This window comes from Nostoc sp. LPT (assembly GCF_017115165.1).
Taxonomy (GTDB): domain Bacteria; phylum Cyanobacteriota; class Cyanobacteriia; order Cyanobacteriales; family Nostocaceae; genus Nostoc.
Genome location: NZ_JABXKF010000130.1, coordinates 172,068 through 188,735 on the forward strand (window position 1 = coordinate 172,068; position 16,668 = coordinate 188,735).

16 protein-coding genes and 1 tRNA gene are annotated in these 16,668 nt (G+C 42.1%); 10 read left to right on the plus strand and 7 right to left on the minus strand.

Translation table 11 applies throughout. From position 1 onward, the window contains the following. The first annotated feature begins 7 nt into the window (after positions 1-7). Positions 8-1,507 carry an MBOAT family protein gene (locus HWQ58_RS24565; protein WP_292868431.1) on the plus strand — a complete coding sequence of 500 codons (1,500 nt, stop codon included), beginning with the start codon at positions 8-10 and terminating at the stop codon, positions 1,505-1,507. Positions 1,508-2,000: 493 nt separating this feature from the next. Next, the gene (gene psbA / locus HWQ58_RS24570) at positions 2,001-3,083 is read left to right on the plus strand and encodes a photosystem II q(b) protein (RefSeq protein WP_292868434.1); all 1,083 of its coding nucleotides are present in this window, start codon (positions 2,001-2,003) and stop codon (positions 3,081-3,083) included. A 62-nt stretch (positions 3,084-3,145) separates the two neighbouring features. Here psbA and HWQ58_RS24575 read toward each other — a convergent pair whose 3' ends face one another. Beyond that, positions 3,146-3,442, minus strand: coding sequence for a PepSY-associated TM helix domain-containing protein (locus tag HWQ58_RS24575; RefSeq protein ID WP_366838564.1), 297 nt, complete (start codon positions 3,440-3,442; stop codon positions 3,146-3,148). 85 nt (positions 3,443-3,527) lie between these two features. Between HWQ58_RS24575 and HWQ58_RS24580 the strand changes: the two genes are divergently transcribed. Together HWQ58_RS24580 and HWQ58_RS24585 are read left to right on the plus strand one after the other, a co-directional pair. Then, positions 3,528-3,830 carry a DUF433 domain-containing protein gene (locus HWQ58_RS24580; protein ID WP_366838553.1) on the plus strand — a complete coding sequence of 101 codons (303 nt, stop codon included), beginning with the start codon at positions 3,528-3,530 and terminating at the stop codon, positions 3,828-3,830. Beyond that, positions 3,823-4,158 carry a DUF5615 family PIN-like protein gene (locus tag HWQ58_RS24585; RefSeq protein WP_292868440.1) on the plus strand — a complete coding sequence of 112 codons (336 nt, stop codon included), beginning with the start codon at positions 3,823-3,825 and terminating at the stop codon, positions 4,156-4,158. Before HWQ58_RS24580 ends, HWQ58_RS24585 begins: the two co-directional genes overlap by 8 nt. A 337-nt stretch (positions 4,159-4,495) precedes the next feature. On the opposite strand, the gene HWQ58_RS24590 is transcribed toward HWQ58_RS24585, so the two are convergent. The 3 genes from HWQ58_RS24590 to HWQ58_RS24600 all read right to left on the minus strand — a co-directional run bounded on the left by HWQ58_RS24590 (position 4,496) and on the right by HWQ58_RS24600 (position 7,172). After that, positions 4,496-5,500: a transposase gene (locus HWQ58_RS24590; RefSeq protein WP_292868443.1), complete on the minus strand. Its 1,005-nt coding sequence runs from the start codon at positions 5,498-5,500 to the stop codon at positions 4,496-4,498. A 21-nt stretch (positions 5,501-5,521) separates the two neighbouring features. Then, the gene (locus HWQ58_RS24595) at positions 5,522-6,373 is read right to left on the minus strand and encodes a hypothetical protein (protein WP_104908316.1); all 852 of its coding nucleotides are present in this window, start codon (positions 6,371-6,373) and stop codon (positions 5,522-5,524) included. Between the two features lie 139 nt (positions 6,374-6,512). After that, complete coding sequence (locus HWQ58_RS24600) at positions 6,513-7,172, minus strand: Npun_F0813 family protein (protein ID WP_292868446.1); 660 nt, start codon at positions 7,170-7,172, stop codon at positions 6,513-6,515. 357 nt (positions 7,173-7,529) lie between these two features. Here HWQ58_RS24600 and HWQ58_RS24605 point away from each other — a divergent pair. The 4 genes from HWQ58_RS24605 to HWQ58_RS24620 all read left to right on the plus strand — a co-directional run bounded on the left by HWQ58_RS24605 (position 7,530) and on the right by HWQ58_RS24620 (position 10,345). After that, positions 7,530-7,602, plus strand: a tRNA-Arg gene (locus HWQ58_RS24605). Between the two features lie 39 nt (positions 7,603-7,641). Continuing rightward, positions 7,642-8,064: a group I intron-associated PD-(D/E)XK endonuclease gene (locus HWQ58_RS24610; RefSeq protein ID WP_366838556.1), complete on the plus strand. Its 423-nt coding sequence runs from the start codon at positions 7,642-7,644 to the stop codon at positions 8,062-8,064. Positions 8,065-8,759: 695 nt separating this feature from the next. Further along, entirely contained in the window at positions 8,760-9,875 is a 1,116-nt protein-coding gene (locus HWQ58_RS24615) for a site-specific integrase (protein ID WP_292868449.1), read from the plus strand. 83 nt (positions 9,876-9,958) lie between these two features. Further along, positions 9,959-10,345: a hypothetical protein gene (locus HWQ58_RS24620; RefSeq protein WP_292868452.1), complete on the plus strand. Its 387-nt coding sequence runs from the start codon at positions 9,959-9,961 to the stop codon at positions 10,343-10,345. A gap of 298 nt (positions 10,346-10,643) precedes the next feature. On the opposite strand, the gene HWQ58_RS24625 is transcribed toward HWQ58_RS24620, so the two are convergent. Beyond that, the gene (locus HWQ58_RS24625; RefSeq protein ID WP_292868455.1) at positions 10,644-11,051 is read right to left on the minus strand and encodes a hypothetical protein; all 408 of its coding nucleotides are present in this window, start codon (positions 11,049-11,051) and stop codon (positions 10,644-10,646) included. Positions 11,052-11,306: 255 nt separating this feature from the next. Between HWQ58_RS24625 and HWQ58_RS24630 the strand changes: the two genes are divergently transcribed. Together HWQ58_RS24630 and HWQ58_RS24635 are read left to right on the plus strand one after the other, a co-directional pair. After that, entirely contained in the window at positions 11,307-11,552 is a 246-nt protein-coding gene (locus tag HWQ58_RS24630) for a hypothetical protein (RefSeq protein WP_292868458.1), read from the plus strand. A gap of 491 nt (positions 11,553-12,043) precedes the next feature. After that, the gene (locus HWQ58_RS24635; protein WP_292868461.1) at positions 12,044-15,163 is read left to right on the plus strand and encodes a plasmid replication protein, CyRepA1 family; all 3,120 of its coding nucleotides are present in this window, start codon (positions 12,044-12,046) and stop codon (positions 15,161-15,163) included. 69 nt (positions 15,164-15,232) lie between these two features. Here HWQ58_RS24635 and HWQ58_RS24640 read toward each other — a convergent pair whose 3' ends face one another. Both HWQ58_RS24640 and HWQ58_RS24645 read right to left on the minus strand, forming a co-directional pair. Continuing rightward, positions 15,233-15,463 (minus strand): hypothetical protein, encoded by a 231-nt coding sequence (locus HWQ58_RS24640; RefSeq protein WP_292868464.1) that lies wholly within the window; start codon positions 15,461-15,463, stop codon positions 15,233-15,235. 494 nt (positions 15,464-15,957) lie between these two features. Beyond that, positions 15,958-16,401, minus strand: a complete 444-nt coding sequence (locus HWQ58_RS24645; protein WP_292868467.1) for a hypothetical protein — start codon at positions 16,399-16,401, stop codon at positions 15,958-15,960. Positions 16,402-16,668 lie beyond the last annotated feature (267 nt).

Sequence of the window (16,668 nt, forward strand, 5' to 3'; positions counted from 1 at the left end):
CTAAAAAATGAACTTTATATCAATTTTCTATGGGCTGTTCTTGTTGAGTGTGTTAGGAATTTATTGGTCTTTAGCACAACATAAATTGCGATTGTGGACGCTGCTAATTGCCAGTTTGGTTTTCTATGCATCTTTGCACATCCAATACATTCCATTACTATTAGCATTGACGTTTATTAATTTCCGTGTAGGACTGGAAATTGGGAACAATACATCACCAGGAAAACATTCTCTTGACTGGCAAATTTCTAATGAATCTTGGCAATTTGCTCAAGTTGATTGGAATCGTCGCCGTCTAAAGGTTTTGTCGGTGGGTATAATTCTAAATGTTTTACTGTTATTAGCTTTTAAGTATTTTACCCCTTTATTCAAGTTTGTTTTTCATGCACAAACAAACTTATCAGATAGCTCTTTTAAATTAATTGCACCCTTGGGAATTTCATTTTTCACCTTTGAATGTATTGCTTATTTAATAGATGTCTATCGTGGTGCCCCTGCTACTGATAATTTTCTCAAATTTGCTACATACAAATTATTCTTCGCAAAACTAATTTCAGGGCCGATTACGCGCTACCACAATTTAGCAAATCAATTTAATACACTAGAATTACCCAGTACTAATAGAGTAGCCCAAGCGCTGTGGTTGATTGCTAGGGGCGCAGTCAAAAAAGGTATTTTTGCAGACCACTTGGGAATTTTCGTAGATTTATGTTTCGGTAATTTGCAACGGGCGGGTAGTACCGATTTGTGGTTAGCTACATTCGCTTATGGCTTGCAGTTATATCTAGATTTCAACGGTTACGTAGACATTGCCCGTGGTAGTGCTATGCTTTTTGGCTTGGTTCTACCTGAAAATTTCGACTTTCCTTATTTCAGCACCAATATTTCCGAATTTTGGCGGCGCTGGCATATTACTCTAGGAGATTGGTTACGTAACTATGTCTACTTCCCTTTGGGTGGTTCTCGTCGGGGTTTAGTCCGTACCTGCTGGAATTTATTTATTGTGATGCTAATTGCTGGTATCTGGCACGGTGCTGCTTTGGGTTATGTTGTTTGGGGTATACTCCACGGATTAGCTTTGGTGGTTCATCGACTTACAGATTCTATAAGCGATCGCTATGAAAATTTAAAACAATTCTGGCAAAATCCTCTGGGTATCTTTGTTGCTTGGTTCTTAACTCAACTGATGGTTTTTACCTCTTGGATTTGGTTCCGTCTACCTAATCTCCAAGACTCTTCTTTGGTAATTCGGCATCTTTGGGGTTATCCGGCTGACGCCCAGTTTGCTGAAAAAGTCTATGTGGAAGCCTTAAATATGAGCCAATCCCAACTCGCTTGGGTACTTCTAGGTTTAGCTGCCCTTATGTCTATAGTCTATGCCTTCAATCGAATCCTGAACTTAGAGTTTAACTGGCCTGTGAAGCTTGTATTCGTCCCTTTATGTTTCTACGCTGTTTGGTTATTAGCTCCTGAAGGCAGTTTGCCCTACATCTACTTTGATTTTTAACTGAACCATCAGACAACATATAGCAATCCTAAATGAGATTGCAAAAATTTTTGTTATGGTCGTCAAGAGTCATAAGTCATTCCTCATTTGTGATTACAAAGGACAAATGACTTATGACAGCCAACTCCAAAAATATTTCACAAATGATTTAGGACTGCTATAGAATTTATTATCTCGTTACAAATCAGCAAGACTTGCAATTTGTCCCATCAGCTAATTGTAAAGAAGTGTAAAGGAAAGTAACTAGGCGATCGCATCATTGAAAGTGATAGCTACTTTGGTGTTGAAATGGCTTAAAAAGCCTCAATCCATTACTTTTATCACTATTGTTAATAGTAGGAAAACTTTACAGTTCGATGAGCTTGTTAAAGAATTAGATTACAGAATGTTAAGTCATAGATTGCGTCCAAGTAAATTCATGTAGACTATATTTCAACAGGCGAAAATAAAACCGCTTGTTCCATATTTAACAACCCATAGCACTTATAAAACCATGACCACAACCTTACAACGGCGCTCCGGCGCTAACGTATGGGATCGCTTTTGCGAGTGGATCACCAGCACAGACAACCGCATATACATCGGTTGGTTTGGTGTACTCATGATCCCAACCCTACTAGCTGCTACAACCTGCTTTGTAATTGCTTTCATCGCTGCTCCTCCTGTGGACATTGATGGCATTCGCGAACCAGTTGCAGGTTCTTTGATCTACGGAAACAACATCATCTCTGGTGCAGTTGTTCCTTCTTCAAACGCCATCGGCTTGCACTTCTACCCAATCTGGGAAGCTGCTTCCTTAGATGAGTGGTTGTACAACGGTGGTCCTTACCAGTTGGTAGTTTTCCACTTCTTGATCGGTTGCGCTGCCTACCTGGGTCGTCAGTGGGAACTTTCTTACCGCTTAGGTATGCGTCCTTGGATCTGCGTAGCTTACAGCGCACCTTTGGCTTCCGCTACCGCAGTATTCTTGATCTACCCAATCGGTCAAGGTTCATTCTCTGATGGTATGCCTTTGGGTATTTCTGGAACCTTCAATTTCATGATTGTGTTCCAAGCAGAACATAACATCTTGATGCACCCCTTCCACATGTTAGGTGTGGCTGGTGTATTCGGGGGTTCATTGTTCTCTGCAATGCACGGAAGTCTAGTAACTTCTTCCTTGGTGCGTGAAACCACCGAAACCGAATCCCTTAACTACGGTTACAAATTCGGTCAAGAAGAAGAAACCTACAACATCGTTGCAGCCCACGGCTACTTCGGTCGTTTAATCTTCCAATACGCTTCCTTCAACAACAGCCGTTCACTGCACTTCTTCTTAGCAGCTTGGCCTGTCGTCGGTATCTGGTTCACCGCTTTGGGTATCAGTACGATGGCATTCAACTTGAACGGTTTCAACTTCAACCAATCAATCATTGACTCCCAAGGTCGCGTCATCAGCACCTGGGCAGATGTAATCAACCGCGCTAACTTGGGTATGGAAGTAATGCACGAGCGTAACGCTCACAACTTCCCCCTAGACTTAGCTGCTGGTGAAGTTGCTCCTGTTGCTTTGACTGCTCCTGCAATCAACGGTTAATACTTCAGTATTAGCTAAATAAAAAGCGCCCTCCAGTAATGGGGGGCGCTTTTTTGTTGTAATTATTTTAAAACGGAGCGTTTAATAAATCCTGTAGTAGATTTTGCTCGATAGCGATGCCTCCACATCACAAAGCCAGTAATGAATAAAATTAACGGTGCAAGTCCAACAAAGACGTAGAAAATCCGAGATGGCAATCCCCAGAAAGTCCCGTAGTGCAAATCGTTAAAGGAATTGAGGACGCGATCGCCTAATGATGCAGTCGCGATCGTAGATACCTGTACCTTACCACTGTGCTGGTCAAGATAAACACTGCTAAACCAATGTAGCGGTGCAGAGTAAATATCCAGTTTCGGAATGGTTTAGAGTTCATGGTAGCTATAGAGTTATTCTTTAGAATTAAAATGGGGCTGTTGTTGTGAACAAGTCGATATGGAAATCACCTTGAATCGGCATATTGAAATTACTCCGGGAGTGCGGAGCGGAAAGCCGAGGATTGCGGGAACGAGAATCACGGTGGCAGATGTTGCCATCATGTATTTGCGAATGGGGCAGTCGTTGGAAGAAATTGCTGGTAAATATCAGTTGTCGCTGGCAGCAATTTATGCAGCGATTGCGTTTTACTATGACCATCGCCAAGACATTGACCGGCGGACTGCTGAAGCTGAAGCTTTTGCCGAAGCGGAACGGTTAAAGCATCCCTCGCTGTTGCAGGAGAAACTTAATTCCATGAGAGATTATGCCTGAACGCATTCGCTTCCACTTGGATGAGAATGTTGATCCGGCTATTGCATTTGCATTGAGACGAGCAGGCATCGATGTGACAACCTCACAACAGATAAATCTCCTGGCAGAGAGCGATACAGTACAGTTAGACTTTGCTAGAACCCAGGCTCGCATATTGGTAACTCACGATGATGATTTTTTGATTTTCAACAGTCAGAGAACTGATCATAGTAGAATTGCTTACTGTCAAAAAAATGTGAAATCAATTGGCTATATCGTTCGGATGCTGATGCTCCTCTATGAAGTTGCTACGCTTGAAGAGATGAAAGGCAGAGTGGAATACCTGTAACGCATTCCCCACGGATAAATCCGGGTATCAGGCAGTGGAACGTTATAGTCTGGATCAAAAATATCTATTGAAGGGAAATCAATATCATAGCTGTTGTTGTTCTATCCAGTATCCCGTCCCCAGTCCAGACCGAACAGCAGTTGATGGGCAGAGGGCGCTTTTTTCATGCATGAAGCTATAGGGCGCAGGCTAGGGTAAAAGTAAGTAGGGCAGGGCTGTTTCGATCCCTAAAAGATGTAAAATTACAACTATCTAGGGGATGCAAAATCATGGATGCAAAGATGAAACAGCCCTGTTTTTAATTACTGAATCGATGCTCTACTCTAACTGCTAACTCCTAAACCGTAGACAACGAATAGACCTGACCATCGATCAGCAGTCGCGTGATGCCCTTAGCTTGTAGATGAGTACGAGCCTTATGGAGCATTTTACTATCTGGAACTTTAATCACGCGATCGCGTTTAGTAGAAAAACGCTTGGCGACGCGATGGTTATCAAACACCGGCAGAGTTCTTTGCTGGGTTTCTAGGCTAGGAATTTGTCCCAAGTCACCAAAGTCCTTCAAAGGTCGCGTAATTAATTCTGAGGAACGGTCAATTACCAAATAGCAAGTTTTGGGCAAATTGGCTACCGACAGTGGTAAAACTTCAACTGATGCTTCACCTGGTCTTCTTCTTGTAACTAAAGGTCTTTGCTCATCCAGGTCATCATCATCAAAGTCTTCTTCCTCAAAGTCATCATCTTCTAAATCATCATCTTCTAAATCATCCAAATCCTCAGATTCGTCAAGCAAATCTTCGCCCAGCATGTGCGCGATGACGGCCGCTCCTGGATGTTCATTCTTTAGCGGTGGGATAGGGATGTTGACTATTTCCGGCGGCTTTGGCTCTGGAGTTTCTAATTTCTCTGTAACTCGGAGTTTGGGTTTTTCTGTTGCCGAGGGGCGTCGCCGCACTCGTCTACTAGCAGCAATTGACTCCGCCATTTCCTCTGAGTAAAGTTCCTGCTCTACACGAATTATCTTACGTGGAAGTGCCTCAACTTTCGGCACTTCCACAGGTGGGCTTTCGCTGAGTGGAACTTCTATCTCCGGCTCTGGTTCTGGTTGACTCAGCAGCGGTAACTGCTCGTAGCTTACCTGTGCCCTTCCTTCAGGAGTTCTCGCAGCCCGCTTTAAAGAGACTAAGTATTCATACTCATCTTCTGGCAAAGTGCTTTTGAGTAGGCGACTAATCGTCGAGTTACTCACACCATAGCGGTCTGCCAAAGTTGAGGTTGTTTCGGCAGTCTCTCGATATAACTTAAGAATTTCTTGCTTGTCAGAGTCTGTTAGTTTTCTCACGGTAGATACCAAAAATCCTTACTAAGCTCGTTTACGTCCACTGGTACGCCGCGTTCGTCTTAGTGATGCGTCATATTCTAAGACAGCGCCCATGCCAAATAACACTCCACTAAACACCCAAAACACTTCTAATATCTCTCCACTTTGATAATTGGGGCCTTGGGCGTATTTAAACCACATATCTGCAATGTAGAGCGAAAAGGCCGCCGCTGCAATCATTCGCCAAGACTGGGAAACTCTTCCCCCCCAAAAGGCTAGTAGCAGAGTGGTAGCAATAATTAACAAAACTACATCGCTAACTACGTAAAACCAATTCAAAATAGCGACTAGCAGTTCTGAGGGTGTTTCCTGTTGCATAGAAATCCACCATGCCAACAAACTACCGAACACTGCAATTGCTAACACAATTAGCCACTGCCATTTTTCCAGATTGATTCGCCTGGAAGCCACAGCTAAAATCATGCCTGCACCAAGTAATAGATAAGTCAGTACAAAAAATATATCGCCCACAGATACATCCGGTTCATCTTTTAAAACTATTTCGGTATAGCCGAAAATTATCCCCCCAACGAAATAGGAAAGCATACCTAACCCAATTAAGAGCCAAACATTTCGCCCACTGACGATTTGTGGACTCAGCCAGTTCCTCAAGCATAAGATACTGGCACCCAAATAAGCTAAAGCTTCAAAAATATTTGTGCCAATCACATACCACTCGGCTCGGCTTTCTATGCCATCGGCTCCGGGAACTTTGGCACTAAACAACAAAAAGTATAGCAGTGCCAGTACGGCCCAGCCAATATTAGCTAAGACAATGTTCTGAGTGGTGAAAATTGATTTAGAAAGAAACGAATTTTCGTAAGAGTTATTCATAGGACTTGACTATGTAGATGCACTCTGGCAGTATTTTGAGTTAAAGGACTGTATATCTTGCAGTCTGTATGTCAGGTAATACACAATCGGACACCAAAAGCAAGTGCCAGTGGCAGGAATTTTGTAAAAAATTTCCATGCTACTGCCATAGTTTAGCCAGTGGCGATTGATTTAGCCAAGTGATAAACAGCGATCGCTCGGCTTTTGGCATATCTTCTAGCTTATAAATCACTTGTTTGGTAAAATTAGCGTTGCCAAAATAAGCTTTTCCTAATCGATGCAGTTCTTGTAACAGGATAACTACATGATTTTCTTGCCAATCAGGTATTTTGGCTGTCGGCAAAGGATTAGTAGATACCAAATATTTAACTGCTTCTAGGGAGGATGCTTGAGGAAATTGCTTCTGCTTTAACACCTCCGCAATATCTTTTTCAAATAAGGCAGCTTGCCTAGCACCTAAAAACTCTTCAATATCGATAGAAACACCTTGCAACAGCAAAATACTGGCTTGGATTAAAATCGCCGTTTTGCCATGACTACCTGTGTCACTATCTAGCTGCTCTAAACGGATTTTACCCCAAACACTAAAGCGTTCCGGTTCCTCCAGCAAAACACAGGCTTTACCTCGGTTATCCGTTAATTCTCTCCATAAGCCTCTAGCTTCTTCCTCTTGACTAGCTTTGAATACGCTAATCAAGCGAAAAGTCTGCCCTTGATAACTAAGGATTGGCACCTGCTGATCTTTTTTTGGGTGCTGAATGCTTGATATTTCAACATCCTGCCGTTTGAGAATAAACATGGCACTAGCAAATAACTCCTCACAGGGGCACTCTTAATATGGAATATATAATGGCATTTGGCAGCATCGCCAAGGCTGAAATTACCTAGCATACTGTAGAAATGAACCTAGCGATCGCTAGGTTCTTCCCGAAGCTAGCCGCCCACAGAACGGTGGCGTTAACAGGCAAATAACCCTTTGACGACTCAATATATCTAAACCAATACTCCATCTGTTTCGTTTTCGGTGTAGATTAACTAACTAGCGACTAGCATCTTAGCCTTGCTAGTGGTAAATCTGCAATTTTCGATTGCTTCTTAGTAGCTGAAGACGATATAATAATGTAGATGACTCTTTTGGGAGCCATAAATTTATGTTGGGCGCGTAGCTCAGTGGATAGAGCAATTGCCTTCTAAGCAATCGGCCGCAGGTTCGAACCCTGCCGCGCTCGTTTTAACTCAATATGAACCCTCAAGCAGTATGAAGTGATATGATGATTTCCTGGATTGAGGGTTCGTTATTGCTGCATCATACTAAGAACAAAGGCGATATTGCTGCAACGAAAGCGATCGCTGATCTAACACTTAAAGGATACTTGATTCTCACACCAGTTGTTTGTGAGCATTTACCTTTTGATTTTGTTGCTTACAAAGACAATAAATTTTACAAAATACAAGCTAAATATGCGGGAGATAATAGAGTAGTCAATAAAACTATTTGGGTAGATAAAAATGGTACTCATCAGAAGAAGTATAAAGTAAATGACTTTGACTTTTATGCTGTTTATCTGCCTGATATAGATAAAGTTGTTTATCCATCAATTAACTTTAATGGTTGCTATATAACTACTCAGATACCTAATTCAGAAAGGTCTTCTATATCAAAATTACAACTAACTGGCTTACTTGTTTGAGCTACTGCTGGGTATACTAATGTGCTAGCCAGTATCATACAGCAGAATTCAGAACTCAGGAGTCAGAATTCAGAAGTCAAACTGGCTTTATGCTTGGTTTTGAGACTGAGATCGTGTACTTCATCAACTTGAAATCCGCTGTAAGTAAAATAATTTTAGTCAGTCTCATTTTTATCAGCAATGGGATGTCTATACTTAAATTACCTGGATACTAGGCTGGTATATCAGTTGACTGAAAATATGGGGGTTTTATCGCATTGAATTTTAGCTAATAAGATGGCTGTAACCTATATTAGATAATAGTTTCAGTTTATTGATAGAGAATTGAGAGTAGTAGCTTTTGAAAGGATTGGTAAGACCCCACTGTTTGACCAGGATGGGGTTATAGAAAGGGTTAGAAGAAGACTTAATTAGTTTCCAGGAGACTTGTACTATGATGCTACTGCACTAGCTATATTTACTTAACGATTTATATAACTTAATAAAATCTCCTTTCAGAAGATGGCATAAAATGGCATACTTTACTGGAGGAGATTTTAATTAATTGGCTAAAAGCCTTGCTAAATAAAAAGCCCGTGACGAGGATTGAACTCGTGACCTCACCCTTACCAAGGGTGTAGCCTAACGGCTAATGATGTAGCTTAGATAAGACTTTATCTGCCTTAAACGCAAAACTTAAGTCAAGTTTAAGGCAAATGAGAAAAATAGAGCCATCTAGGAATAACCAAGGAAGTATTCAGTTAAGATTTAGTGTTAATGGTAAACGTTATGGTTTTAATCCTGTCCCTGGCGGTAGATTTGATAACAAGAGAGATTTAGATACAGCCCAGGCGATCGCCACACAGATTCAAAATGATATCTTAGCCAGAAACTTTGACCCGACATTAGACCGCTACCGATTAGCCCCTAAGCCGAGGGTAGCTAACGCTGATATTCAACATCAAAGTCCTAAATCCCTATTAAGCTTATGGGATTACTGGGTAGACAGCCTTAACCTTTCAGTAGCTACCCGACAACATCATTACAAGGCTATTAGGCAGCAGATTTTTAAGGCTAACCCTGATTTGATGGATACCCTATGGCTGACCGAATCCAACTTAGGAGCCTCAACTTTTAATCAACGCTTGGGTTATTTGAAAAGATGCTATCGTTGGGCATTACCAAGAAATCTGGTAACTAGTAATCCCTATGACGAACTAAAAACCCGTAGGGTGTGTACCAAGTCAATCAAACCCTTTACTTCCAGAGAGATTAAAGTGATTATCCAGGGCTTTGAAAAGTCCGCCATGCACTATGCACCTTTTGTTAAGTTTCTGCTGGCTACAGGTGTTAGGACATCTGAAGCTATTGGGCTACGTTGGTGTCATGTAGACTTTGATCAAGGGTTTGTAATCATCCAAGAAAGTCTATCTAGGGACTGGGCAGGTAATGGGTATCAGAGGGTTAGAAAGGAGACTAAAACGGGTAGCAGCAGACAGCTAGAAATGACTGAAGAGTTACGGGGCTTATTGTGGTCAATCAAACCTTCCAAAAATGACCCGGATTCCTTAGTGTTTACTACGGTCAAAGGAAAACCCATAGATGATGGGAACTTCCGAGAGAGATATTGGGTTAAAGTACTAACTAAAGTCGGCGTAGATTACCGAAGACCTTATACTACTCGGCACACAACTGCTAGTCATGCCATAGACCAAGGCACTCCAGTTACTGGGGTAGCATACTTACTCGGTCATATAGACACCCGAATGGTTATGCAAACTTATGGTCATCTGCTTAACCGCCCCAAGTTACCGGATATACCTCTTGGCTAAAATAGGCGTCAGTAGAAACATAGTGCTACCAGAGTTTTAAGGTCAACTTGACTATGTTTGTATATCACTATGATATATAAGCAATGACCAAAGCTAAGACCACACAGGAAGCCTTGGTTTCCCAGGAAACCCTAGAAGGCGCTAGCCTTGACCCCAGGTTAGCCCAAATCATCCAGTTATATACCTTGGGACAACAAGAGTGTGACGGTTTTCGCGATTATCCCTTGCATGACTCGTTAGCCTTTGAGAACGGATTCCAATATCTGATTTACAAACAAGGCTTCGAGGATGCCGTTTATGACTGGTCTTTCAGACCGGAACTAGATAACCCTGAGTTCATCGAGTGGCAGCCAGGTAGTGTTTATCGGGGCTGGACTAATAAGGGTAAAGAATATGACCAATCGGGCTACTTTACCATCAGGTGGACTAATAGCCTTGGGCAGACCGGAAGAACCAAGGTAAACGCATAAGGCTTTGCCTTCTCACCTTGTAACCCTTCAGATATCGACTTACCCCCAGATAGCGCCGCTATGAAAACCAAGAGATTACTTGTAACCCTGAATGGTGAACTTTACCACCAACTAAGAACCCTTTCAGCGACTAATGGACTCACTATGGCTGCCCAAGTCCGGTACTTTATCAGCCAGAGTAGACAGACAGCCAATGGTAACTAAGAAGCTGGTTGATTTCCTGAATACCCACAATGACCAAAGGTTACAACTGATGGCTAATGACTGAACCCTCGGAACATTCTGGCGGGTTCTTTAGTTATGGGTTTACCACAGCACAGACAGCCTTAAGCAAGTTTAGGGATGCTTCAGAGTCAGCAGTAACTATGGGAGATTCGCCGCCAACCTCTAAGCTATCCACAGACCACTCTGGGATTTTAGACTCAATCCCATTTGTATATTTAAAGTTAGGATTCTTTTGCACAATCCCTTGGTAGCAATACCAAGTACTAGCCTGGTGTGTCTTATACCTTTGACCATTCTGAATGCTGTATGAGAAATAAGTTAAACCTGTGGAAGGGTCATAAGTAGGCTGTGGGGTTGTCTCAACAGCCAGCCAGGAGCCTCCATTAGTCTTTCCGGGTAGCCAAATAGTTCTAGCATCCACTAGGTTACTAGACAGCACTATGGACGCCCCCAGCAGTCCAGAGATTATCTTGGTTATCATAAATAGTTTTAAGTATTTGCAGTCTTTATGATAACACTGCTACTTAAGAGTGCCATATTCGTTACTAGTTATCCTGAAGTTTCTGGGGCTGGACTCAGGTAGTTTAGGTCAGCATTAAATACCAAAATGATTGTAATAAGGGTTAACCGTAACGTGCCAGTTTATGCCTTTTATGTGCCAGTTAGAGATGACATTAGGATACCATACATGGTATCATTAGTACATTACTAGCTAAGAAATAAAACAGATATCGTAATGGCTAATATGACCCTGAGATTACCTGATGACCTAGATTCTCAGCTTAAGGCACAGCTACAGGGAAAGGGGATTAGCAAGCATCAGTTAATACTCAGTATACTGAGAGAAAGTTCAGGGATGTCTTTGGAAGACCAAGAAAGAACCCAGAACGATATTAAAGAGCTTCAGGATCAGGTTCATCAGCTACAGAAAAAGGTAAAAGTCTTAGCTGAACACGCAGGTTATCCGTTAGGGACTTTCTAGGTAAACCCTACGACCTCCTTAATCCAACTATTCACGCATATCTCTGCAAAGGAGTCATAGGCGTACTTCGCTGTACCTTTATCCACCCCTAGAATCATAGGAATATTTCATTATCTTTAGGTTTTCTTAAGGTTTCACAGAGTAACTCAGGAGTTATCAGAGCCTAGAACCCCTATTCTACCGTTAACTGAAAAAGTTGACTGTCTAAGGATAGGAACAATGGGGGATACAGGATATGAAACGCGATAGGGATATTAGGTTTAGGGCTACTGAGCAAGAGGTGGAGCTTATTAGACAGAAAGCCAGCCAAGCTGGTTATTGCCTCTCTGAGTACATGAGATTACTTGCATTGGGCTATTTAGCCACAGAAACCAAATAGGGCAACCAGTTCACAGCTAGTTGCCCAAAGTTTGATATTCACAGTAAAAACAACGGGGCTAAATGCCCAACGATTCAAATAACCAGTTCAAATAACACAAGGAACCAGAAACATGAACTACCCAAATAATAGCTCACCTATTGATACTAAGTCAAGCCTTAATCAATACGAGAACGCGATCAGGCTCCTAGAGGCTGTACATGGGGATAATGACATTTGTTTTCAGACTTTTGATGACTCAAAAAGTGGCAATAAGTTCCTAGTGGGTAACTGGCACGGCTCGGCAAACAGATCCACCATGAACCGCATAGCTGAGCTAAACAGTAAGGGTGCTGGCGTTTACTATACAGTTAACCAGACTGACGGACTGGGTAGAACAGCAAGCAACATCATTGGTATTAATGCTCTATTTATAGATTTAGATGGAGTAGAGCCACAAAACCTAGACAAGCTACCGCCAGCAAGCGCGGTCATTCAGTCTAAGAATGGTAAACATATCTACTGGTTCTTAAACCCCGGTCAAGACATCAAGCTATTTACCCCTTATCAGTCTATGTTGGCTGAAATGACAGGAGGTGATTTAGTGGTTAAAGACTTACCTAGAGTCCTAAGACTACCCAGCTTTAACCACATGAAGAACCCAGAGAATCCCTTCATGGTTAAGTTGGTCGAGTTGCATACCGATCGCCGCTACGACCTCTCTGACTTTCCCACACCCGCGCCTGATGCCATTAAGAAGTCTAAAGCTCTAAAGGCAACTGCTGGCGCGTCCTATAATATCTCTGGTTCTATTGAGTCCCTAGAGGCGCTAGTTGCTGAGTATAGAAGCCTTATTGCACCCGCGCCATTAAGCGCTCACCAAGTAGCTAACAAAAAAGCTCAGATGACTAAGGCGCTCAAGGCTTCATCAAGGACAGAGGGTACAGCCTCAAATACCATGTTTACTCTAGGTCAAAAAATGGGGGCATTGTTGACCACTGGTACTATGAACCCCGCAGAGTTAGTTGAGTTGATGTTTGAATCGGCAAAAGCTCAGTACGGATCAGAAGTAAAATCAGATGATTCGGTATGGAATGAAGAGGAGGCCAAAGGTCATCATATTCCCAGAGGGTTAGCCTACTACGTCCAGGGTGCTATCGATAAACACAAGCAATCAGGGCTTGTGTCAGGATTTCCTACAAGTATTATAAAAAACTCCCAGTACGTCTCAGAGATGGGCATTGACTATCAGAAGGAGCTATTGACCATTATCAAATCAGCGATCGGTACAGGTAAGACCAGAGCGCTAGTAAACACTATCAGAGATATCTTAACTGTTACTCCAGATGCTCAGATTCAAGTCGTATGTCACCGAGTACAACTAGTACGTCAGTGGGAACACGACCTTACTGAGTTCGGTTTTATTACCTATGACCATAAGGAAGCAATGGCTGGCTATACTCACGCCTCAGAAGTTAAGCGCTATATCACCACATACGATTCACTTGATCGATTCCTGTACAGAGGAGAAAACTGGAAGGTGAGGACGAAGAACCCTAGAATCCTGATTTTAGATGAAGTAGACCAGGCATTCAACTATTTTTTGACTGCAACTGAAACCACTATTGCCAGAGTCAGGACTGAGACCTTTGATGTGCTAAAAATCCTGTCTAAGTTGGCTACCAGCATTATTGCCACTAGTGCCACAGTAACTAATACCGAAGCCGAAGTACTGAAGTACTTAACAAAGTCGGATAGTTGCCAAGTGTTCATAAATGAACATAAACCACATCAGAAAAGCTTTGTAAAACTACCTGATACTAATGCCGCATACAGCCGCATCTGTAGGTCTATTGATGAAGGTAAAACAGTCTATGCTCCCCTTGATTCTAAAAGCGATGCTGAGGCTTTACATAACCAACTGAAAGCCAGATTTCCTCAAGTTTCTATGGCCTTATTCACAGCCGATAACAAGTCCCAATATGACCAAAGCGACATCAATGTTTTAGTTCAAAAATACCAAGTAATCATCACTAGTCCAACATTAGGGACTGGGACTGATATTAACTCCAAATACTTCCATGACGTAGTTGGCATCTTTAATAACCCACGAGATTTAGGTGCTGCGGACTGTCTACAAGCAACTGGGCGGGTTAGGTATCCTCTGGGTAACGTTTATGTCTACATCAATGATAAGGCTCCGACCAAGGAATATGTAGACTTAGTTAGAGACAAGATTTTCCACTTAAGTAACAATACTCTAAATACTGACTGGGTTTTATATCCGCATTTTGTTGAGGAAAGCTGTGAGGGAGACGATGAAATCCGCATTGAGGTTAAGAAGCACCCGGACATGGAGGCTGCTACCAAGTTCCAAGCGGAGTATTTAGAGAAGCAGTTGGCATCTAAGTTTAACCGGGGTACTCAGTTCTGGCAGATGGTAGCCGAGGCCCGACATATCATTTCTGATGAGGCTAAAGGCACGTTAGGTAAAACCATTACCACCTCTGCCCTTCTAGTAGCTAAAAAAGAGATTAAGCAAAATAATGCCCAGTCGGTTATTGATGCCCCTGCACTAACTGAGGATGAAGTAAGCCAACTAAAAGCCCTGAAAGATTCGGCTCTTTCTAAGACAGATAAGTTAGCTCTTGAGAGGTTTTTTATTGCCAAGGGGATGAAGAAAGAAGACCTAACCGTTGAGGACATCCTTTGGTATGTCAAGGTTGGTAAGAATGCTCTGAGGGTTCATAGGCTTGCAACAATGGACAAAAAACTCTCATGGTCGCTGGATTATCAGGACTATGGAAAACTAAGTGTCTATGATGCCAAGTTCGCCCAGGAAGACAAGAAGACAATGGATGCTTTTGTTACTGCTTTAGTCCCAGTAATAGAAAAAGGACAGTTTACTAAGTCTGACCTTGGTGGATTTGAGACGGTTATGAAGTCCTTCGGTGCTGAGGCAATCAGAAGGCTCGGTATAAAAGTTGATATGACCAAGCCGACTGTAGTCGCTAATGGCATCCTGGGGATGATGGGCTATGAAGTGGAGAAAAAGAGGGTTAGCAGTAACTTGCTAGTATCTCAGTCTTCTTTTAAGAAAAGTTCAAAAGATACTAGCAATCTAGAACAAACCTATCTCTACACTATTACCCCCGGTGAGTATAAATACTTATTCAACTACTCTTTAATCCCTCAGATCACCTTTGATATCACAGAGGACGCAGAGTATATAGATAACCTCAATGATGCTTAAGTCCCCTTAGTAGCACTTAGCCCCTCCGGTATCCCCATAGATAACCGGGGGTTTAGTTATAAATCATCACTACCTTACACAATCATTCACAGCACCAATCGCTCTAGTAGTCAAGCTGTCATCAACTATAGCCGCATAGCTAGCGCTGTCTAGTCGTCTAGCAAATACCTCCTTCACTTCTGGTTCCATCTGTTGCATTAGGTCATTACCTATGACATTTAGGAAATCCGCTTTAGGTAGCCAGATGCTTATACCTCTGTTTTGATGTTTATCTACCAACCGATCACTATCAGTAAACATAACGTATGTCCCCCTGGTTCCATTCTTGAACCAAAACACATTAGCGCCTAACAACAGACCAGCATAATAAACCTTACATTTAGCCCTATCAAAGGGTTCATCATCCCCATAATCCGTCGGATCATTGACCTGGGCTTGAGTTTGTTCCTCTATCCTGGATCGATCTGTACTCGGTGTGCTTATTAGAATCAGTATGTACACTAAAAGACATAACCCTGAGATGGCAACTATTGTGGCAGCTAACCGCTTAGGGTGCTTTTCAATAAGGTCTAAGTATTTATATAGCATTATATTTATTAGTATATAATATTACCTATCTCAGTCTATTCTGGTAAATAACTGAGGTCAAGGATACCCGATGGCATCTGAACAAACAAAGGTTACTAGAGGTGCTGATTAGGCGATCGCAGGGAGCCAAAGGAGGCATATTAGAACCCAAAGCTGTAGAGTCCCCAGACCCCCTGTAACTCCTAGAATGCAGATACCCATAAGATTTATTTTCTAGGGTTCTTCACATGAGGAATAGCCGCAAGTACTTTGTCGATAATGTGAAGCTCGTCCTTGTTATAGCCATAAGCTTTATTGTTATTTTTACCTGTTACAGGGGATGGTCTATGGACTCTTTTAGGCTTTTGTCCGTATTCTCTAACAAACTCTTTTGCTACACGTGTAGCAAGTAAATGAAAAGAGCCTTCAGATACAACAATATTGTTCTGTTCGAGATATTCAGTTAAGGTTAAATACTTCTTCTCATCATCGTAGATGCTCACAATGCTCTGTATGGACTCAGCACCGCCCAGAAAGTACTGCGATGGGCACTTAAGAGCATTCTCCAGTTGACCTAATATATCTCTGCGGGTAAGAGTGTCCAACAAGATAACTTCATTCTGTTGGCTATCGCCCTTATTAGCAGGAAGCACGTTCAAATAGACTTGCATGATTTTTTAATCTCTTATTACTTGTGTTTATTAAGTATTTTATTTGACTAAACCATACTTAATGTTAGCCAGGGTTAACCCCATGTGTCCATATAGAGAATATAAGAAAGCCTTATAAAATAGCTAGGATTCCCATAAAGTACGTATTCACCTTATGGCTCTGCGATCGCCAAGGGTGTCATCATGGGGGACAGGGAAACTTCAAGTTATACCCCTAGCTATCTAATTGGTATACAAAGCAGGTAAGCTGAAAACTTGCATCTAGCA